Here is a 20,999-nt window from a genome sequence, read left to right as displayed (position 1 = left end):
GTGGCGATCAGCCACACCTTGGGTTCCTGGTGTGGAGCGCCGCTCCGGACGATGGTTTACCTATGAGTGGCATGAAATCGACCACCGAGGCGTGGCGGGAGAAGTTCCGGGCCCGCGGCCGGACCAAGTTCATCTTGGCTTGCGCAGTGCTCCTCGCGGGCACGGCTGCCGTAGTCATCGTCATTCCCCGACTTGCGTCTGCGATGTCCGGTATGGATGTCTCCACCATGCTGATCTGGCTGGCAATTCCGGTCTTTATCGTCGCCGTTGCGGCGGAGTTCGTGTATCTCGAGCGTCACGGCAAGCCGTACGACTACCGCGACTCAGCTACCTCCATCGCCGCCGGTCTGGGGTATCAACTCCTCAACATTCCGTGGGCGCTGGCGGAACTCGCGATCTTCGCGTCTGTTTCTTCGCTGGTGCCGTGGCACCTCGAGGGTTGGGTCGCGTGGGCCGTCGCACTTATCGGGGTCGACTTCGCCTACTACTGGTTTCACCGCGCCCACCACGAAATCCGGGTGTTTTGGTCAGTCCACGTCGTGCACCACTCGAGCGAGAGCTTCAACCTCACTACGGCACTACGTACGCCTTGGCTGGTTGTCACGTCCCTGCCGTTCCTCGCACCACTGGCACTGTCGGGAATCGATGGCAAGATCATCGCCGCCGCCTACGCGATCAACCTGCTGTACCAGTTCGGCATCCACACCGAGGCCATCGACAAACTCTGGGCGCCTATCGAATTCGTGTTCAACACGCCGAGCCACCACCGCGTGCACCACGGCTCCAACACTGAATACCTCGACCGCAACTACGGTGGTGTGCTCATCATCTGGGACCGCATCTTCGGCTCCTTCGAGCCGGAGGGCGAGCGGGCGATCTACGGCCTCACCAAGAACGTCAACACCTACAACATCGCAAAGATCAACGCCCGCGAGATAGTCGCGATCTGGCAGGACGTCAAGAACGCGGCGAAATTCTCGCACAAGCTCGGCTTCCTGTTCCGAGGTCCCGGTTGGCAGCCACAGCCGACCTGAGAGACCAGCTCCACGACGTCCGAACATGCCGCATCCCGCATCTTCTGCAGCTATGCCCGAGCGACCTCGTCACCTCGGGAAATGGCCTGCTCATCGCCCGGCGGGAACTGCATCTGCGGGAGAACGCTGTGGCGGATGCTGTATGAAACCTGCGCCCCACCCGCGAGTGCGGCCGATACCGGGGGCATCACAGCAGGCGGAACTCCATCATCGCGATCGCGTCGTCGACCGAGGTGGACAGGGTCGCGAGTCGAGTGTGTGGATCCGGGGCGGACAGGGCCGACTGGCGGTCGGTCGGGCCGATCGGGAGTCGAGCGGCCAGTTCGTAGGAGCGGGTGGTGGGATCGTCGGGCAGGTCGTCCAGCGATGCCGAGGGTGGCGGGCGGCGGATGCCGTTGCGGCGCGCGAACTGGGCCGTCAGGTCGTGCAGGCGGTCCGCGCGTTCGCGCAGATCCGCCAGCAACGCGCTGTCGTCGGCGCCGGGGCCGTCCGGCCAGAGCGCGGCTTCGGCCTGGGGGTAGGGGGCGTCGACGAGCCACTTCTCGATGCGAATGCGGTCGGTTCCCTTGCAGCGCAGCCGGTATCGCGAATCGGGCAGTTCGATGACCTCGGTGATCCGGGCGACGGTGCCCACCTCCGTGCGCACCTCACCACCGCCCACCTCGTGCCCGCGCGCGATCAGCACGACCCCGAATTCCGGCTCCCGCCGCCCATCCATGCAGTCCTCGATCAGCGCCACATATCGTGGCTCGAAGATCTGCAACGACAGCGACTCGCCGGGTAGCAGCACCGCACCCAGCGGGAACATAGGTATCTCCACCGTCCCAGCATGCCCGGTGTCGCGCGGGCTTGGTCCATCCGGCGCGCTCACGCGGTGGCGATCGACTCGAACACCGTCGGGTCGACCAGGGTCGAGGTATCGCCGAGTTCGCGACCTTCGGCGACGTCGCGCAGTAGTCGGCGCATGATCTTGCCGCTGCGCGTTTTGGGCAGCTCCGGCACGATGTGGATCTCGCGTGGCCTGGCGATCGGACTGATCTCCAGCGAGACCGCCGCCTTGAGCTCGGAGACGAGTGCCTCGGCCGCACCGGCCGAACCGGTGAGGATGACGAAGGCGACGATCCCTTGACCGGTGGTCTCGTCGGAGGCACCGACCACGGCGGCCTCGGCGACGGCAGGGTGCCCCACGAGCGCGGATTCCACCTCGGCGGTGGAGATGCGGTGACCGGACACATTCATGACGTCATCGACGCGTCCCAGGATCCACAGATCGCCGTCGGCGTCGAGCTTGGCGCCGTCCCCGGCGAAATACCAGCCTTCGGAAGCGAAACGCTGCCAATAGGTTTCGCGGTAGCGGTCCATGTCGTTCCAGATGCCGCGCAGCATCGACGGCCACGGCTGATCCAGGACGAGCAGACCGGATTCGTCGGAACCCAGCGGCGTACCTTCGTCGTCGACGACCTTGCTGGAGATCCCCGGCAGCGGGCCCATCGCGGCACCGGGCTTGGTCGCGGTGACGCCGGGCAAGGGGGAGATCATGATGGCGCCGGTCTCGGTCTGCCACCAGGTGTCGACGATCGGAGTCTTGTTCGCGCCGATCACGTCTCGGTACCAGCGCCATGCTTCGGGGTTGATCGGTTCGCCGACGGAGCCGAGCAGTCGCAGGGTGCTCAGATCGTGTGCGTCGGGGATCTCGCGGCCCCATTTCATGAACGTGCGGATCAACGTGGGCGCGGTGTAGTAGATGGTGACACCGTACTTTTCGATGATCTCGAAATGGCGATGCTCATCGGGGAAGTTCGGCGTGCCTTCGTAGACGACTTGGGTGGCGCGGTTGGCGAGGGGCCCGTAGACGATGTAGCTGTGTCCGGTGACCCAGCCGATGTCGGCGGTGCACCAGTAGACGTCTTGTCCGGCTTTGTGGTCGAAGACGTTGTGGTGGGTGTAGGCGGTCTGGGTGAGGTAGCCGCCGGTGGTGTGGAGGATGCCCTTGGGTTTTCCGGTGGTGCCGGAGGTGTAGAGGATGAACAGCGGATGCTCGGCGGGGAAGGCTTGCGCTTCGTGGGAAGGCGAAGCGACAGCGACGGTTTCGTCCCACCACAGGTCGCGAACTTCGGTCCACGGCACGTCCAGGCCGACCCGGCGCACCACCAGCACATGTTCGACGCTCGACGGGTCCGAACCCAGTGCCTCGTCGACGGCGTACTTCAGCGGGGCGGGCTTCCCGCGACGCCACTGTCCGTCGGTGGTCACGATCAACTTGGCTTCGGCGTCGTCGACCCGCTGACGCAATGCGGTGGGGGAGAACCCGGCGAACACCACCGAGTGGGTGAGGCCGAGCCGCGCGCACGCCAGCATCGTCACGATGGCCTCGGGCACCATCGGCATGTAGATCGCGACCCGATCACCGGCCACGAGGCCCAGAGCGGTGAAAGTGTTCGCGGCCCGGCACACATCCTCGAGGAGCTCCGCGTAGGTGATCGCCCGGGAGTCGCCGGGTTCGCCCTCCCAGTGGATGGCGACCTGGTCGCCGTGCCCGTCGATGACATGGCGGTCGACGCAGTTGTAGGAGACGTTGAGTTCGCCGTCGCCGAACCAGCGCGCGACCGGTGCGTCGGACCAGTCGAGCACCTCGGTGAAGGGTTTGTGCCAGTACAACCGGTGTGCCTGCTCGGCCCAGAAACCGTCGCGATCGGCGCGCGCCCGCTCGTACAGCAAGGCATCGGCATTGGCCGAGGCGACGAACTCGGAGGCGGGCGGGTAACTGGTCACGAGAGATTCTCCTTCGAAAAACGTGGGGGGTACAGCCCGTGCCGGTGGGGCGAACCACCGGCACGGGCAGGGTTGGCGCTAGTGCGAGATCGCCTTCTCCGCACCGACGCCGGTCAGCGACCGGACTTCCATCTCCGCGGCCTTGGCTTGCTGCTCGCCACGTCCACCGAGGAAGGTGCCGAGCACGCCGAGCGCGAATGCCAGCGGAATGGACACGATGCCCGGGTTGGACAGCGGGAAGTAGTCGAAATCGGCGCCCTTGATCATCGCGGTCTTGTTGCCCGAGACCGCGGGCGAGAACACGATGAGCACGATGGTCGAGATCAGGCCGCCATACATCGACCACAGCGCGCCGGTGGTGTTGAAGCGCTTCCAGAACAGCGAGTACAGGATCGTCGGCAGGTTCGCCGCCGCCGCCACCGCGAACGCCAGCGCCACCAGGAACGCGATGTTCTGGCCGTTGGCGAGGATGCCGAGACCGATCGCGAGCACACCGATCACCACCGCGGTGATCCGCGAGACCCGCACCTGCTTGACCTCGTCGACCTCGCCCTTCTTGAGCACGCTGGCGTAGATGTCGTGGGCGAACGAGGCCGACGCGGTGATGGTGAGTCCGGCCACGACCGCGAGGATCGTCGCGAACGCGACCGCCGAGATCACCCCGAGCAGGATCACCCCGCCGAGTTCGAACGCCAGCAGCGGTGCCGCCGAGTTCTGGCCACCCGCCGCGGCGAGGATCTTGTCCGGGCCGACGATGGCCGCCGCGCCGTAACCGAGCACCAGGGTGAACAGGTAGAAGGCACCGATCAGGCCGATCGCCCAGACCACCGAGCGCCGAGCCTCTTTCGCGGTCGGGACCGTGTAGAAGCGCATCAGCACGTGCGGCAGACCCGCGGTGCCGAGCACCAGGGCCAGACCGAGCGACAGGAAGTTCAGCTTGGACATCTCGCTGCCGCCGTATTGCGCTCCGGGAGCGAGCACATCGCGCGCGGCGACCGCCTTGCTGGTGGAATCACTCACCGATTCCTGTGCGGCACCGAGGATGTCGGAGAAGTTGAAGCCGAACTTGGCCAGCACCATCACCGTCATCAGCGCGGCGCCCGCGATCAGCAGCACCGCCTTGATGATCTGCACCCAGGTGGTGCCCTTCATCCCGCCGACCAGCACGTACACGATCATCAGCACGCCGACGGCCGCGATGACGACGGATTGTCCCGCGCGACTGGAGATATCGAGCAGCAGCGCGACCAGGCCACCGGCGCCCGCCATCTGCGCGAGCAGATAGAACAGCGAGACGGTGAGGGTGGTCAGCGCGGCCGCGGTGCGCACCGGGCCTTCCTTCAGCCGGAAGCTGAGCACGTCGGCCATGGTGAACTTGCCGGTGTTGCGCAGCATTTCGGCCACCAGCAGCAGCGCGACGAGCCAGGCGACGAGGAACCCGATCGAATACAGGAACCCGTCGTAGCCGTAGACGGCGATCGCGCCCGCGATGCCGAGGAAGCTTGCGGCTGACAGGTAGTCACCGGCGATGGCGATGCCGTTCTGCGGGCCGGAGAAACCGCGGCCACCGGTGAAATAGTCCGCGGCACTGGCATTGTTGCGGCTGGCCCGGATCACCACGACCATGGTGACCGCGACGAACAGCAGGAAAATAGCGATATTGGCGATGGGGTTGCCCACCGTGTCGGACGCGGCAAGGGTGACGCTCATGCCCGGGCCCCCTCGAGTTCTTCGCGAATGGCCGCGGCGCGCGGATCCAGCTCACGGTTGGCGAAACGGACGTAGAGCCCGGTGATGAGGAACGTGGAGACGAACTGCCCGAGGCCGAGCAGCAGGCCCACATTGACGTTGCCGAAGACCTGCTTGGCCATGAAGTCGTGTGCGTAGGCGCCGAGCAACACATAGCTCAGGTACCACACCAGAAACAGTGCGGTCATCGGGAAGATAAAGCGGCGCAGCCGGTTTCGCAGATCTTGGAACTGTGGACTCGCTTGTACCGCGAGCCATTCGTCGGCACTCGGCGTGCGCGGATCTGGCGCCTCGGTGTCGGTTTGGGTCATGCCGGTCGTCCTAGCGTGAAGGGGGGTCGTGCGTGGAGATGACGGTAAGGGGCCGGACGTGCCCGCATGATGGTGTGGCGTGGGTCACTCGGTGAAGGTGGCCGCCCGTGCGGTGAGCGGTCGGTGTGGTGCGACGAACGGTCGTCGCAAGATCACCGGTGGGCGGTGGTTTCGGGGTCGCGGTCGGCGCTCATCCCGAGCCGTTCGGGGGCGTGCATGCGCAGGAAGACGCCCGCTACCGCTCGGGGATCCTGGCCCGTGGTGGCGAGGCTCACCAGGATGGTCACCGCGAAGGCCAGTGGCACGCTGACCGCGCCCGGATAGTCGACGATCGCGGCGGGCCAGCCGTTCGCCAGGTCAGGGGAGACGCCGCCGAGCACCGCCAGCACGGTGGCTCCGCCCGAGGTGATGCCGCCGGTGAGCATGCCGGCGGCCGCGCCGGTCGCGGTGAGTCCGCGCCACCAGATGCCGAGGACGAGCAGTGGGCACAGGGTCGACGCGGCCACGGAGAAGGCGAGGGCGACGGTGCGCGACAGATCAAGGGACGCGACGGTCACCGCGAGTGTTAGCGGGACCACGCCGGCGACCAGAGCGGCCAGCCGGAAGTCCCGGATGCGCCCGCGCAGCACGTCGGTGCTGAGCACGCCGGCCAGGCTGACCAGCAGCCCCGACGAGGTGGACAGGAACGCCGCGATCGCCCCGGCCGCCGCCAGCGCGGCCAGCAGCTTTCCGCCGAGTCCGCCGAGCACCGCGCCGGGCAGCAGCACGACCGCCGCGTCGGAGGCGCCGGTGATCAGCAGTTGTGGCACGTAGAGGCGGGCGAAGACGCCGAGCAGGATCGGGAACAGATAGAAGGCCCCCACCAGGCCGATCACCGTCAGCGCGGTCCGGCGAGCCGACGGGCCGTCGCGGTTGGTGTAGAAGCGGACGAGCACGTGTGGCAGTCCCATGGTGCCGAGGAACGTTGCCACGATCAGCGAAAACACCTGGTACTGCGGATGTTCCCCGCCGAAACCGCCGCCGGCCGCCACCCAGCTCGCGCCGTCGGCCGGTGCTCCGGCCACTACCGGAACGGCCGCACCCGGCGCGAGGATCAACTCGCTACCTTCGGCGAGGGTGTGATCGCCCGGCGCCAGCTCGACCGGACCAGCGATGGAGTACCCGTCCAGCATTCCGTTGACCGTGACCTGCTGTGAAATATCGAGGTGCACTACGACATCGGTGGAGATGTCGACGGTGGTGCGCTCGTCGACGGTCGGCGGCACGGGTGTGGCGACCGGTCGTTCGTCGGCGAGGAAGTGCATTCCGAGCACCAGCGCAGGCACCGCGACCGCCGTCAACTTCAGCCAGTACTGGAATGCCTGCACCAGGGTCACCGACCGCATTCCGCCGCCGATCACATTCGCCGAGACGATCGCGCCCACCGACACCGCGCCCACCCAGGCGGGCACCCCGAGCAGAATGTGCAAAGTGAGTCCGGCGCCCTGGAACTGCGGGATCAGATACACCGCGCAGACCAACACGACGAGACCGGCAGCCATGCGCCGCAACCGAATCGACCCCAACCGGAATTCGGCGAAGTCCGGCACGGTGTAGGCACCGGACCGGCGCAGCGGCGCGGCCACGAACATCAACAGGCCCAAATAGCCCGCGGTGAATCCCACCGGATACCAGAGGGCGTCGGCGCCGTATTTGGCGATCAATCCGGCGACACCGAGAAAAGAAGCCGCGGAAAGATACTCACCGGAAATCGCCGCCGCGTTCCAGCGCGAACCCACCGTGCGTGAGGCGACAAGGAAGTCGGAAGTCGTGCGGGACAGCCGCACTCCGTAAAAACCGATGCCGACAGTGGCAAGCGCGGCCAGCAGCAGTGCGGCGACCGTGAGCGCGGGGGTGTCGGAGCTCAATGGATCAGTCCCCGGCCAATTCCAGGAAGTCGTCCTCATTGCGCTGAGCGAGGCGAACATACAGCCACCCCACCGCGTAGAGCACCGGGAACGCGACAACGCCGAGAATCAGCCACGGCAGCCGAATACCGAGCACCGCGGCCTCGGCGATCGCGTCGACGCGGAACAGCACCGGCAGCGCGCCGAACCCGATCGCCACCACCAGCCCGAGGCGCAATGCCAGACCGAGCTGCGCCCGAATCAACCCGCCGATCAACGCCGCACCCAGATCGGTCTGCTCGACCATCTCCGTGCGTGTACGCGCCTGACGTGCTCCCCGCCGCTGCGCCAGCACCACCCGTTCGCGCGGGGGCCGCTGCGGACCTGTCACCGCTGCGACCAGTTCTGCCGGGGCCCGTGCACGAGCCGCTGCTTGAGTTCGCGCACCTGCCGCCGGCTCACCGGCAACTCCACCGCGCCCGCCGCCCCCTCGGCCCGCAAACACACCACAGTCCCATTCCCCGCACTCCGCAACCCGGTCACCATTCGCAACGCCACCAGATACGACCGATGCACCCGGAGGAAACCGGCGTCCTCCCACCGTGATTCCAGCGCCGACAACGGAATCCGCACCAAATGCGACCCACTCCCGGTATGCAATCGCGCGTAATCCCCATCCGCCTCGACCCACGCCACATCAGCCCGATTCACCAACGTGGTCACCCCGCCGAGCTCCACCGGAATCACCTCACTGGGATGCGCGGACTCCGCGACCACCGCGGTGGGCACCGAAACCCGCCCCGCCAGAATCCGCCGCACCGCCTCGCCCAACCGAGCCCCCCGCAACGGTTTCAGCAAATAATCCACCGCCCCCAAATCGAAGGCGGCCACCGCGTGATCGTCGTGCGCGGTCACGAAAACCACCGCGGGCGGCTCCGCGAACTCCGACAGAATTCCCGCCAGCTCCATCCCCGTGAGCCCCGGCATATCGATATCGAGAAACACCGCGTCGATCGGATGCGCCCGCAACAACCGCAACGCCGCGGTCGCCTCACCCGCCCGATGAATCTCACCGACTCCCGCCTGCGTGCTCAGCAGATACACGAGCTCATCCAGCGCCGGTTTCTCATCATCGACGGCGAGCACCCGCAGAGCGGTCGAGGGTTCTTCAGTGTTCCAAGTCACAACCTATCCATCGTAACCGGCGCCCTCGGTGCCGGTGTCGAACGCTGCCCTGCGACGCGAATCAAGCGCGGATGCCGGCGCGGAACTTCGGGACCCGCATGCTGACCTTCGTGCCCGCTCCCGGCGCGGTTTCCACGACCAACCCGTAGTCGTTGCCGAAGGCGGCACGCAGGCGGTCGTCGACATTGGCCAGGCCTACGTGGGCGGCCTCGCCGGTGCGGGCCGGGCCGGAATCGGTGGCGACGGCGTCGAGGGCGCCCGAGCGCAGGAGGTCGGGGTCCATGCCGATGCCGTCGTCTTCGACGCTGATCAGGCAGTCGGTGCCCGCGTCGCTGGCGACGATGCTGAGCTGGCCGCCGCGGCCGCCGCCTGCGAGGCCGTGCCGGACCGCGTTCTCGACGAGCGGCTGCAAGGCGAGAAAGGGCAGGACGACGCCGAGGACTTCCGGTGCGATGCGTAAGCGCACGTCGAGGGCGTCGCCGAAGCGGGCCTGTTCCAACGCCAGATACCGCTCGATATTGCGCAGTTCGTCGGCGAGGACGGTGAATTCGCCTGCGGCGCGAAAGGAATAGCGGGTGAAGTCGGCGAATTCGAGGATCAGTTCGCGGGCCCGGTCCGGGTCGGTGCGGACGAACGAGGCGATCGTATTGAGCGCGTTGTAGATGAAGTGCGGGCTGATCTGGGCTCGCAGCGCCCGCAGTTCGGCCCGGTCGACCCGAGCCCTGGAAGCATCCAGCTCGGCGAGTTCCAATTGCCCACACGCGTACCGCGCGACCTCCGCGGCCGCCCCGAGCATGCCCGGTCCCGGCTTGCCGGTCGTCACCATACCGAGCACACCGACCGCCGCCCCCGTATCGATCGGCAACGGCTGCGCGATCAACGTGTGCTCGTCACCGGTGACCAGCACCGGCCGCTCATCGGCGACCGCCCGCCGCGCCGCATCGGCGAACGACGCGAGCATTCCGGTCTGCGGACCGTCCCACGCCAGCAGAGTCCCCTCGGCATCGGCCACACCCAGCGCCTCCGCGCCGGCGAGGGCCCGCAGGTGTGGCGCCGCCTCATTCGCGGACTCCTCGGTCAGCCCACGACGCAACGGCACGGCGGCCAGCGACGCGGTGTGCAGCGCTTGGTGGACGGCACGCTGGGCGGGTGTGGTGACGACACGCTGGGTCCGCCGCCACACCAGCAATGCCACGACCAGGAGGGCAGCGACCACCGCGGCCACGATGAAGGTGGTCAACGGGTGGGCCGATCGGAGTGCACCCACCGATTATGTCGGTGTCGGCACCTGAATCGGATCAGGTCGTCTTCTTCGCGATGTCGAGTGCTCGTCGGTGACCTTCACCACGACACGCCGACCCACACCGAGGTGCGGTCTGGGGCGCGCGCGCCGAGTGCGAAATCTGTCGGACCCCCGTGCATAGAATGCCAAGGCCAACCCCCGCCGACTCTATGGGAGGAAGGACCGTCTTGGCTCCGTCCGGATCGTTCGTTCACCTGCACAACCACACCGAGTACTCGATGCTCGATGGTGCGGCGAAGATTTCGCCGTTGTTCGCGGAGGCGGATCGGTTGGGCATGACCGCGGTCGGCATGACCGACCACGGCAACATGTACGGCGCCTCGGAGTTCTACAACTCGGCCAAGAAGGCGGGCATCAAGCCGATCATCGGCATCGAGGCCTACATCGCGCCGGGCTCGCGCTTCGATACCAAGCGGGTGAAGTGGGGCGATCCGGGTCAGAAGGGCGACGACGTCTCCGGTTCGGGTGCCTACACCCACATGACCATGGTCGCCGAGAACGCGACCGGTCTGCGTAACCTGTTCAAGCTGTCGAGCCTGGCCTCGATCGAGGGTCAGCTGGGCAAGTGGGCGCGCATGGACGAGGAGATCATCGCCCAGCACGCCGAGGGCATCATCGCGACGACGGGCTGCCCGTCGGGTGAGGTACAAACCCGGCTGCGCCTGGGCCACGATCGCGAAGCGCTCGAAGCCGCCGCGAAGTGGCAGGAGATCTTCGGCGCCGACAACTTCTTCCTCGAGGTGATGGACCACGGTCTGTCGATCGAGCGCCGGGTCCGCGAGGGCCTGATCGACATCAGCAAACAGCTCGGTATCCCGCCGATCGCGACCAACGACTGCCATTACGTCACCAAAGACCAGTCGACCAATCACGAAGCGTTGCTGTGTATTCAGACCGGTAAGACGCTGTCGGATCCGACCCGCTTCAAGTTCGACGGTGACGGTTACTACCTCAAGTCCGCGGCGGAGATGCGCGCGATCTGGGATGCCGAGGTCCCCGGTGCGTGTGACAACACCGAGCTCATCGGTGAGCGGGTGCAGTCCTACGACGATGTGTGGGCTCACCGCGACCGGATGCCGATCTTCCCGGTGCCCGAAGGCCACGACCAGGCCAGCTGGTTGCGCAAGGAAGTCCTCGACGGTCTCGATCGCCGCTTCCCGGACGGTCCCTCGCGCGAATACCTCGACCGCGCCGACTTCGAACTCAAAGTCATCTGCGAGATGGGTTTCCCGGCCTACTTCCTCGTCGTCGGCGACCTGATCACGCACGCGCTCGAAGTGGGCATCCGGGTCGGTCCGGGTCGTGGTTCGGCCGCGGGTTCGCTGGTCGCGTACGCGATGGGGATCACCAATATCGACCCGATCCCGCACGGTCTGCTGTTCGAGCGGTTCCTCAATCCCGAGCGTGTGTCGATGCCCGATATCGATATCGACTTCGATGATCGCCGCCGTGGTGAGATGGTCCGTTACGCCACCGAGAAGTGGGGCAGCGACCGTGTGGCCCAGGTGATCACTTTCGGCACGATCAAGACCAAGGCCGCGATCAAGGACTCGGCGCGAGTGTTGTTCGGCCAGCCCGGTTTCGCGATCGCTGATCAGATCACCAAGGCGCTGCCGCCGCCGATCATGGCCAAGGACATCTCGGTCTCGGGTATCACCGATCCCGATCACGAGCGGTATAAGGAGGCCGCCGAGGTCCGCGAGCTCATCGGCTCCAATCCCGACGTTGCCAAGATCTATGAGACCGCGCGTGGTCTGGAGGGCCTGATCCGCAACGCGGGCGTGCACGCCTGCGCGGTCATCATGTCCTCGGAGCCGCTCACGGACGCGATTCCGGTGTGGAAGCGTGCCCAGGACGGTGCGATCATCACCGGCTGGGACTATCCGTCGTGTGAGGCCATCGGCCTGCTGAAGATGGACTTCCTCGGTCTGCGCAACCTCACCGTCATCGGTGACACGCTGGAGAACGTCAAGGCCAACCGCGGCATCGATCTCGACCTGGATCGCCTGCCACTCGAAGATCCGGCCACGTACGAACTGCTCGCCCGCGGCGACACCCTCGGCGTGTTCCAGCTCGACGGCAGCGCCATGCGCGATCTGCTGCGCCGCATGCAGCCCACCGGCTTCGGCGATATCGTCGCCGTCCTCGCGCTGTACCGCCCCGGCCCGATGGGCATGAACGCCCACAACGATTACGCCGACCGCAAGAACAACCGGCAAGAAGTCAAACCGATCCATCCCGAGCTCGAAGAGCCACTGAAAGAGATCCTGGCCGATACGTTCGGCCTGATCGTCTATCAGGAACAGATCATGCAGATCGCGCAGAAGGTGGCCGGGTACTCACTCGGCCAAGCCGATATCCTGCGCCGCGCCATGGGTAAGAAGAAGCTGTCTGTCCTGGAAGAGGCCTATGCGGGCTTCCGCGACGGCATGCTGGCCAACGACTTCTCCGAGCCCGCCATCAAGGCGCTGTGGGACACGATTCTCCCCTTCGCCGGCTACGCGTTCAACAAATCGCACGCCGCCGGCTACGGCCTCGTCTCGTTCTGGACCGCCTATCTCAAGGCCAACTACCCGGCCGAATACATGGCGGGCCTGCTCACCTCCGTCGGTGACGACAAGGACAAGGCCGCGATCTACCTGTCGGATTGCCGCAAGATGGGCATCACGGTGCTGCCGCCGGACGTCAACGAGTCGGAGCTGAACTTCGCCTCCGTCGGCACCGATATCCGGTTCGGTCTCGGCGCGGTCCGCAATGTCGGCACCAACGTGGTCGGCTCGATCATCACCGCGCGCCGGGAGAAGTCGAAGTTCACCGACTTCTCCGACTATCTGAACAAGATCGACGCGATCGCCTGCTCCAAGAAGGTCACTGAATCCCTCATCAAGGCAGGCGGTTTCGACTCACTCGGGCATCCGCGTAAGGGCCTGCTGCTGATCCATTCCGATGCGATCGACGCGGTGATGTCGACCAAGAAGGCCGAGGCGATCGGCCAGTTCGACCTGTTCGGCGGCCTCGACGACGGCGACGACTCGATGGCGTCGGTGTTCAACGTCAAAGTCCCCGAAGACGAATGGGAGACCAAGCACAAGCTCGCCCTCGAACGCGAGATGCTCGGCCTCTACGTGTCCGGGCATCCGCTCAACGGCGTCGAGCACGTGCTGGCCGCCCAGGTCGACACTCCCATCCCGGCGATTCTGGAAGGCGACGTCAAGGACGGCGCGCAGGTGACCATCGGCGGCATCCTCGCCTCGGTGAACCGCCGCATCAACAAGAACGGCCTTGCCTGGGCCTCGGCCCAGCTCGAGGACCTCACCGGTGGTGTGGAAGTGCTGTTCTTCCCGCAGTCGTACTCGGTGTACGGCATGGATGTGGTCGAAGACGCCGTGGTGCTGGTGAAGGCCCGCGTCTCCGTGCGTGACGACCGCATCTCGCTGATCGCCAACGATCTTGTCGTGCCTGATCTTTCGGCCATCGGTGTGGCCAAGCCGGTGGCTGTCGTGATGACCACACGCATGTGCACGCCCGACAAACTCGGTGAACTCAAAAAGGTCCTCACCCGCCATCAGGGCACCTCGGATGTCTTCATCCGCCACGTTGGTGCCCGCGAGAAGACCACCATGCTCAAACTCGACGACGCCTGGCGGGTCTCCCCGTCGTCGGCTTTGATGGGCGATCTGAAAGCACTGCTCGGTCCGGGCTGCCTGGGCTGAGCAAGCCGGAAACGGGCGAAACCACCCACATTGCCGCGGGTGGTTTCGCCGTTCCAGGTCTACTGGCGGGTGAACTCGGGCACGCGAGGCTCGGAAGTAGCAGCGGCCGTGCGGGGTTCACGTTCCAGCCGGTGGGACAGTGCCACCGTGGCGAGCATGGCCAGGCCGAGGGCGGCGCCGATCCAGCCGACCGAGGCGAAGCCGAGCCCGGCACCGATGGCAAGTCCACCGAGCCACGGGCCGACCGTGATCCCCACGTTGAACGCCGAGTAGTTGGTCGCCGCGGCCAGCGTCGGCGCGCCGTCGGCCAGTGCGAAGACGCGGGTGTTCAACGCGGGGTTCGTGGCGAATCCGGAAGCGCCGAGCAGCACGACGAGCACGATCATCGCCGCGGGGGAGTGCGCGGTGATGGCGATCGCGGCCGCGGCCACCGTCATCCCGGCGGCCCCCACGTACAGGGTGCGGAACGGGTGCGCGTCGGCGAAGCGCCCACCGATCATGATGCCGATCAATCCGCCGACACCGTACAGACCCAGCACCGCCGGAACCCACGCCACCGCAATGCCGGTGGTATCGGCCAGCATCGCGCCGAGATAGGCGAAAGTGACGAACGCCGAACCCGTCGACAGTGCGGTGGCGCCGTAAGAAACCCATAGTCGCGGGTTCGCCATCACGCGCAATTCGCCGCCGAGCTCCGCGACCGCGGTGGGCCGACCGCCGGGAATCTTCGCGAACACACCGAGCATGGACAGCGCGGACAGTCCGGCGACCGCCCAGAAGGCCGCGCGCCAGCCCCAATGCTGGCCGATCACGGTGCCCGCGGGCAACCCGACGATGGTGGCGATAGTGAGTCCGCCTGCGACGATGCTCATCGCCCGTCCGCGTAACCGCGGCGCCACCAGGCTCACCGCGGTCGCCGCCGCCAGCGCCCAGAACCCGGCGTAGACAAAGGCACTCACCACTCTCGTCCCGAGGATCACCCAGTAGTCGCCGCTCAGCGCGCCGACGACATGAGCGGCCACGAAGATCGCGAGGAAGGCGAGCAGTGCGTCGCGGCGTGGCCACCGCAGCGTCACCACGGCCAGCAGTGGCGCGCCGACCAGCATGCCCAGCGCGAAAGCCGAGATGAGCAGCCCGGCACTGGGAATGGACACGCCCAGGTCGGCGGCCATGTCGGGGAGGAGACCGGCGAGCATCAGCTCGGAGGTGCCCTGGGCGAAGATGGCAAGGCCCAGGATGTAGATAGCGGTCGGCATGACGAACCCTTCTTATTTTGAATCAATCAGTCCAAAATGGAGGCATGGCGAAAGACGGCTCGGGTCAGGGGATCTCAGAGGCAGCGCAGCGCGGTATCGGCGATGGCGGTGAGGGTGGCGCGGTCCGCACCGCCGCGTGCCGCGACCCGCATGCCGCTGATGGTGGCGGTCAGGAATTGGGCGATGGCGCGTGCCTCGCGGTCGAGGGCGAATTCGCCCGCGCGCTGGCCGCTTTCGATCGTCGCGGTGAGCGCGTCGAGGCGGTGTTCCTCGTCGGCGCGCAGGCTGGCCTTGGCGGCGGCGTCGTGCGGCGCGAGTTCGACGATCGAGTTGACGACGAGGCAGCCCGCCGGTTCGGTATCGGGTGCGTCGGCGGCGCGGTGCAGCACGGCGCCGATTCGCTCCCGGGCCGGTGCGTCGCTGTCGAGGATTTCGAAGAGGGGCGCGTTCTTCGTGGTGATGTAGTGCTGCAGTGCGCGATCGAACAGCTCGCGTTTGCTGGTGAAGGTGTTGTAGATGCTGCTGCGGCCCAAACCTGTTGCGGCGCAGAGATCCTGGGTGGAGGTCGCCTCGTAGCCCGCGGACCAGAACGCGCGCATCGCGGCATCCACCGCGCGGTGCTCGTCGAATTCCTTTGGCCTGGCCATGGCGATGACCGTAGCATATTTTGAACAGGTCGGTCCAAAAATATCTGTGCGGGTACCGGAGCCACCCCTGTGGTGGGTCGTGATGGCCGCCCCGCGAACTACGAGCTAGCGTCGAGAGACGTGACGTCCGTGCCGCTGCTCGACTCGCCACCGCACTCCCGTGACTTGTTGCGGGCGGTGCCGTGGCGGATGTCGGGGCGAAGCGTGCTGCTCGCCGCGGCGGCGCTGATCGTGGCGCAGCTGTTACTGCGCGGCTGGGTGGCCGCGTCGGGATTCTTCTACTGGGACGATTTCCTGCTGATCGGCCGGGTGAGCAGTCAGCCGGTGTTGTCGGCGGAATTGCTGTTCACCAGTCACGACGGGCACGTGATGCCGCTCGCCTTGGTGCTGACTTGGCTGGTCACCGCGGTGGCGCCGCTGGACTGGACGGTGGCGGTCGTCGTGCTGGTGGCGTTGCAGGTGCTCGCGTCGCTGGCCGTGTTGCGCCTGCTCGTCGTACTGCTCGGAGTTCGGGCTCGGATCCTGGGGCCGTTGGCGTTCTACCTGTTCGTGCCGTTGACGGTGCCCGCGTTCGCCTGGTGGGCGGCCGCGGTGAACGCGCTGCCCCTGCAGATCGCCCTTGCCTGGGTGAGCGCGGACGCGGTGCGGCTGGTGCGGACCGGGCGGCGCGGGTATGCGGTGTCCGGGGCTGTGGTGTTCGCGGTGGCGTTGCTGTTCTTCGAGAAGGCGGTGGTCGTGCTGCCGGTGGCCTTCGTGGTCACGGTGCTCGCGGCACATGTGTCGGATGGTTCGGTGCGTGACGCCGCTCGCCGTGGGGCCGCGCTGTGGACGTCGGGCGGCGCCGTATTGCTCGCATGGTCGGCGTGCTTCCTGCTCGTCATCCAACGTCCCAGGGGGCTCTCGGCTCCCGAACATCCCGGGTCCCTGTGGAGTAGCGCGCTGTCCGACGGCTTGGTGCCCGCGCTGTTCGGCGGCCCATGGCGCTGGGAACGCTGGCAACCCGCCACGCCGTGGGCTGACGCACCGGGTGTGCTGGTCGCGCTGAGCTGGATACTGCTGATCCTGTTCGCGGTGTGGGCAATTCGCGCTCGTAGCCGGGTCGCCGCGGTCGGGTTGTGCACCGTCGCCTACGCGGTGGTCACCATCGCACCTGTCGTCCTGTTGCGCGACGGGCCGAGCACCGCGGGGATACTTCTGCAGTCCATGCGCTATTTCGCCGACTTCGCCGTCGTTGCCACCATCGCGCTCGCGCTCATCGGTTCGGCACCCCGCCGGCGTCGACCGAGGCGACAGCTGGCGGGTATCGCGGCGATCATCGCGTTCGTCGCGAGCAGTGTGTTCTCGACGATCACGTTCACCAGGTCCTGGGAACCCAGCCCGGCCCGCACCTATGTCAGCGGGGTGCGCGCCGCTCTCCCGGGCGCTGCCGACGCGCCACTGCTGCCCCAAGAGGTTCCGTGGAATGTCTTGAACCCGTTGGCTTTCCCCGAGAACATGACCGACCGTGTCTTCGCCCCGATCTCAACGCCCGGCACGTTCGCCCGCTCGACCCCGCGCTTGCGGATGATCACCGACGAAGGTGCCATCGTCGACGCACAGGTCTGGTGGAACCGCGCCATCGTGGAGGGCCCCGAACCCCGCTGCGGGTACCGCGTGCACGGCACCACCGGCGCCAACCTCCCACTCGACGGCCCCATGCAGATCCGCGACTGGACCGCCCAGGTGAACTACCACGCCGAACGTGACGGCCGGATCGCGGTGTCCTTCGAAGGCGAGACCGAGACGATCGCCGACGTGCGTGCGGGCTTGAACACCGTGTACGTCCGGCTGCTCGGCGGCGGCGACACCCTGCGGATCAGGTCCCTCGACGAGCGGCAGTCGCTGTGTATCGGCGCCGGACCGGTCGGGGTCGCCGCGCACGCGCGGTGATTCGTTGATCGAGCACACCGGCGCGGGGCATGCGATGCTGGGCCGATGAGGCAGTTTCGGGTGTGGGCACCGGAGGCGGGAGCGGTGCGGCTGCAACTGGACGGGGTCGAGCACCCGATGCGAAGGAACGGCGGCGGCAACTGGTCGGTGCGCGTCGACGCAGGTCAGGGGGCTCGCTACGGGTTCCTGGTCGATGACGATCCGACAGTATTGCCCGACCCGCGCTCACCCCGCCAACCCGATGGCGTGCACGAAACCTCCGCGGTCCACGACCTCGACCAGACGGCCTGGACCGACCGGAACTGGACCGGCAGAGCCCTGGCCGGCTCGGTGTTCTACGAACTCCACATCGGTACCTTCACCGTCGACGGCACCTTCGACGCGGCGATTCCCCATCTCGACCACCTCGTCGCCCTCGGCGTCACCACCGTCGAACTGATGCCGGTCAATGCCTTCGACGGCACCCACAACTGGGGCTACGACGGCGTCCTCTGGTATGCGGTGCAGGAGAGCTACGGCGGCCCCGACGGCCTGCAACGCTTCGTCGACGCCTGCCATGCCCGCGGCCTGGCCGTCTGCCTCGACGTGGTCTACAACCACCTCGGCCCCTGCGGCAACTACCTGCCACGCTTCGGCCCTTATCTCACCACCGGCCGCAACACCTGGGGGCAAAGCCTCAACCTCGATGGCCCGGGCTCGGACGCGGTCCGCGCCTACATCATCGACAATGCCCTGCGCTGGCTGCGCGAATTCCACATCGACGCCTTGCGCATCGATGCCGTCCACGCGCTGGTCGACCGCACCGCCACGCACCTGCTCGACGAGCTCACCGTCGAAACGACCGCGCTGGCGGCACATCTGGGCCGACCGCTCAGCTTGATCGCCGAGAGCGACCTCAACGATCCCCGCCTGATCACCCCGCGCGCGGCAGGCGGCTACGGGCTCACCGGCCAGTGGAACGACGACCTGCACCACGCCGTCCACACGGTTGTCTCCGGCGAAAGGCAGGGCTACTACGCCGATTTCGGCTCATTGGCTTGTCTCGCGCAGACACTCACCCACGGGTTCTTCCACGCCGCAACGTATTCCAGCTTCCGCGGCCGCACGCACGGTGCTCCCATCCCGCGCGACCTGATCCCCGGCAGCGCCCTGCTCGGCTACACCTGCAACCACGATCAGATCGGCAATCGAGCGATCGGTGATCGTCCCAGCGACTATCTCACCCCCGGCCAACTCGCGGTGAAGGCGGCGCTGGTGCTGCTCTCGGCGAGTACCCCGATGCTGTTCATGGGGGAGGAGTGGGGCGCGCGCACCCCGTTCCAGTTCTTCACCTCCCACACCGACCCGGTGGTCGCCGCGGCAACCGCCACCGGGCGTCGCGCCGAATTCGCCGAGCACGGCTGGTCCACCGAGGAGGTGCCCGACCCGCAGGATCCGGCCACCTTCACCCGCTCCAAGCTCGACTGGGCCGAGGTCGGTCGCGAACCGCACGCTCGGTTGCTCGCCTGCTATCGGGGCCTGCTCGCTTTGCGCAAGTCGAGACCGGAGTTCACCGACCCATGGCTGGAACGAGTTTGGGCCGACTACGACGAGGCGGCGCGCTGGTTCATCCTGCGGCGTGGCCGAATCTCGGTGGTGTGCAACCTCGCCGAGGACGAAGTGCTGATCCCGGTGCACGGTCGGGTCCTGCTGGCCTGGTCACCCGCCACCGAAAGTGGTGCGGGAACGCTCATTTCGGGCCATAGTTTCGCCGTTCTCGAGGAGGGTGACGGCGCGGGCGCGGTGGTCACTGAGTGATGACGCCGGGGCACGGGTCGGCCACAGTCCGAAACGCGGCATTGCCGAATAGGCATAACGCCGTATAGTCAGATGATGAGCAACGACGCTTACGGGCAGGAAAGCGCTGCCCTCCCGGCCGGTGTGGGGGGCTACGCCCCGGCCGGATTCGGCCCGCTGGTGCGCGCATTCGCCGCCTTGATCGGCCATCGCCGCGACGCGGGCGGTGCCATCGCCATCTATCGGCACGGTGAACCCCTCGCCCATTTCTGGACCGGCAGCGGGGGCGACCGGCCATGGAACGCCGATACCGGTGCGATCGTGTTCTCCGCGACCAAGGGCGTTACCGCCACCGTTATCCACCGGCTCGCCGATCGCGGACTGATCGATTACCAGGCGCCGGTCGCCGAGTACTGGCCGCGCTTCGCCGCACACGGCAAGGGTTCGATCACCGTCGCCGACGTGCTCACCCATCGCGCCGGACTGTCGTCGCTGTCCGCGGTCGCGAACACCGCCGCGGAAGCCCTCGATCACGAGCTCATGGAGGACCGCCTCGCGCTGGCCACTCCCGACCGCATGCTCGGCACCCCGACCTATCACGCCCTGACCTATGGCTGGCTGCTCGCCGGTCTGGCCAGGGGTGTGACCGGGCGGAGCATGAGCGAGCTGATCCGCAGCGAGGTCACCGATCCGCTCGGTATCGATGGCATCCATCTCGGGCGGCCCGCCGCGGACTCGTCGACCGAATACGCCCGGCTGGCCGGCGCACACATGAGCTTCGCCGCGCACCCGATCGCCGCGGGTTTCCTCTCGAAGGTCGGATTCCGGCTGCCCGGACCGCTCGGTGCGGCCGCTCGCTGCCTGTTCGTGCCCGGCCTCGACGGCATCCTCGACGGTGACGACCCGACGATCCTGAACACCGAGATGCCCGCGGGCAATGGTGTCGCCACCGCCGCCGGGCTGGCGAAGATGTACGCCGCGCTGGCCGACGGCGTCACCGTCGACGGCGCACCGTACCTGCGGCCGAGCACGCACGCCGCGATCCGCCGGGTCCAGACCTACCGGCTCGACCACGCGCTGTTCTACCTCCCGATGATGTGGCACCTGGGCTACCACTCCCTGCCCGTCCCCGGCGCACGGCACGGCTTCGGCCACATCGGGCTGGGTGGTTCGTTCGGCTGGGTCGACCCGCAGTCGGGCCTGTCGGTGGCCTACGTCCACAACCGCCTCGACCAGATACTGCTGCCCTACGACCAGGTCGCCATGGGCTGGCTGCTGCCGCTGGTCCTGTCGAGCGTGCGCGCGAGCCGCGAATCCGGATCCCGCGTCGACCGCGCGGCGGCTTAGCCGCTACCGGGTGTGGGTCAAGTACGCCACCCTTCAGGGTGGTGAAGGTCAACGTGGGAGGCCGACAGGGCAGAGCGTGCCCTGAACGCGA

At 67.1% G+C, this 20,999-nt stretch carries 15 protein-coding genes; 5 read left to right on the top strand and 10 right to left on the bottom strand.

Annotation, left to right across the window (positions count from 1 at the left end; all coding sequences use genetic code 11):
- Positions 1–62 precede the first annotated feature (62 nt).
- The gene (locus tag ACFWO8_RS29470; RefSeq protein WP_378969542.1) at positions 63–1,034 is read left to right on the top strand and encodes a sterol desaturase family protein; all 972 of its coding nucleotides are present in this window, start codon (positions 63–65) and stop codon (positions 1,032–1,034) included.
- A gap of 187 nt (positions 1,035–1,221) precedes the next feature.
- Here the strand turns inward: ACFWO8_RS29470 and ACFWO8_RS29465 are convergent, their stop codons facing one another.
- The 8 genes from ACFWO8_RS29465 to ACFWO8_RS29430 form a co-directional block, all read right to left on the bottom strand.
- Entirely contained in the window at positions 1,222–1,842 is a 621-nt protein-coding gene (locus tag ACFWO8_RS29465; RefSeq protein ID WP_378969536.1) for an LON peptidase substrate-binding domain-containing protein, read from the bottom strand.
- Between the two features lie 59 nt (positions 1,843–1,901).
- A complete protein-coding gene (gene acs / locus ACFWO8_RS29460) occupies positions 1,902–3,806 on the bottom strand; it encodes an acetate--CoA ligase (RefSeq protein ID WP_378969531.1) in 1,905 nt (634 codons plus the stop codon).
- Between the two features lie 78 nt (positions 3,807–3,884).
- Positions 3,885–5,516 carry a cation acetate symporter gene (locus tag ACFWO8_RS29455; RefSeq protein ID WP_378969521.1) on the bottom strand — a complete coding sequence of 544 codons (1,632 nt, stop codon included), beginning with the start codon at positions 5,514–5,516 and terminating at the stop codon, positions 3,885–3,887.
- On the bottom strand, positions 5,513–5,866 hold the full coding sequence (locus tag ACFWO8_RS29450; protein ID WP_378969516.1) for a DUF485 domain-containing protein: 354 nt from the start codon (positions 5,864–5,866) through the stop codon (positions 5,513–5,515). The genes ACFWO8_RS29455 and ACFWO8_RS29450 overlap by 4 nt, the downstream gene beginning before the upstream one ends.
- A 152-nt stretch (positions 5,867–6,018) precedes the next feature.
- Positions 6,019–7,812, bottom strand: a complete 1,794-nt coding sequence (locus ACFWO8_RS29445) for a cation acetate symporter (RefSeq protein ID WP_378969506.1) — start codon at positions 7,810–7,812, stop codon at positions 6,019–6,021.
- Entirely contained in the window at positions 7,778–8,059 is a 282-nt protein-coding gene (locus ACFWO8_RS29440) for a hypothetical protein (protein WP_378969503.1), read from the bottom strand. The genes ACFWO8_RS29445 and ACFWO8_RS29440 overlap by 35 nt, the downstream gene beginning before the upstream one ends.
- Positions 8,060–8,139: 80 nt before the next feature.
- Entirely contained in the window at positions 8,140–8,937 is a 798-nt protein-coding gene (locus ACFWO8_RS29435; protein ID WP_378969498.1) for a LytR/AlgR family response regulator transcription factor, read from the bottom strand.
- Positions 8,938–8,998: 61 nt separating this feature from the next.
- Positions 8,999–10,165: a sensor histidine kinase gene (locus tag ACFWO8_RS29430; RefSeq protein ID WP_378969956.1), complete on the bottom strand. Its 1,167-nt coding sequence runs from the start codon at positions 10,163–10,165 to the stop codon at positions 8,999–9,001.
- 242 nt (positions 10,166–10,407) lie between these two features.
- On the opposite strand from ACFWO8_RS29430, the gene dnaE reads away from it, so the two are divergent.
- Positions 10,408–13,953 (top strand): DNA polymerase III subunit alpha, encoded by a 3,546-nt coding sequence (gene dnaE, locus ACFWO8_RS29425; RefSeq protein WP_378969493.1) that lies wholly within the window; start codon positions 10,408–10,410, stop codon positions 13,951–13,953.
- Positions 13,954–14,012: 59 nt separating this feature from the next.
- Here dnaE and ACFWO8_RS29420 read toward each other — a convergent pair whose 3' ends face one another.
- Positions 14,013–15,209 (bottom strand): Cmx/CmrA family chloramphenicol efflux MFS transporter, encoded by a 1,197-nt coding sequence (locus ACFWO8_RS29420; protein WP_378969485.1) that lies wholly within the window; start codon positions 15,207–15,209, stop codon positions 14,013–14,015.
- 74 nt (positions 15,210–15,283) lie between these two features.
- On the bottom strand, positions 15,284–15,856 hold the full coding sequence (locus ACFWO8_RS29415) for a TetR/AcrR family transcriptional regulator (RefSeq protein WP_378969479.1): 573 nt from the start codon (positions 15,854–15,856) through the stop codon (positions 15,284–15,286).
- Between the two features lie 120 nt (positions 15,857–15,976).
- Between ACFWO8_RS29415 and ACFWO8_RS29410 the strand changes: the two genes are divergently transcribed.
- The 3 genes from ACFWO8_RS29410 to ACFWO8_RS29400 all read left to right on the top strand — a co-directional run bounded on the left by ACFWO8_RS29410 (position 15,977) and on the right by ACFWO8_RS29400 (position 20,908).
- Positions 15,977–17,785, top strand: coding sequence for a hypothetical protein (locus ACFWO8_RS29410; protein WP_378969467.1), 1,809 nt, complete (start codon positions 15,977–15,979; stop codon positions 17,783–17,785).
- 45 nt (positions 17,786–17,830) lie between these two features.
- Positions 17,831–19,582 (top strand): malto-oligosyltrehalose trehalohydrolase, encoded by a 1,752-nt coding sequence (gene treZ / locus ACFWO8_RS29405; RefSeq protein ID WP_378969460.1) that lies wholly within the window; start codon positions 17,831–17,833, stop codon positions 19,580–19,582.
- Positions 19,583–19,657: 75 nt separating this feature from the next.
- Positions 19,658–20,908 carry a serine hydrolase domain-containing protein gene (locus ACFWO8_RS29400; RefSeq protein ID WP_378969444.1) on the top strand — a complete coding sequence of 417 codons (1,251 nt, stop codon included), beginning with the start codon at positions 19,658–19,660 and terminating at the stop codon, positions 20,906–20,908.
- The last annotated feature ends 91 nt before the right edge of the window (positions 20,909–20,999 follow it).

Source organism: Nocardia sp. NPDC058480 (genome assembly GCF_042720495.1).
Classification (GTDB): domain Bacteria; phylum Actinomycetota; class Actinomycetes; order Mycobacteriales; family Mycobacteriaceae; genus Nocardia.
Note: the sequence above shows the minus strand (reverse complement) of the source record. Positions and strands in the feature narration are given on the sequence as shown.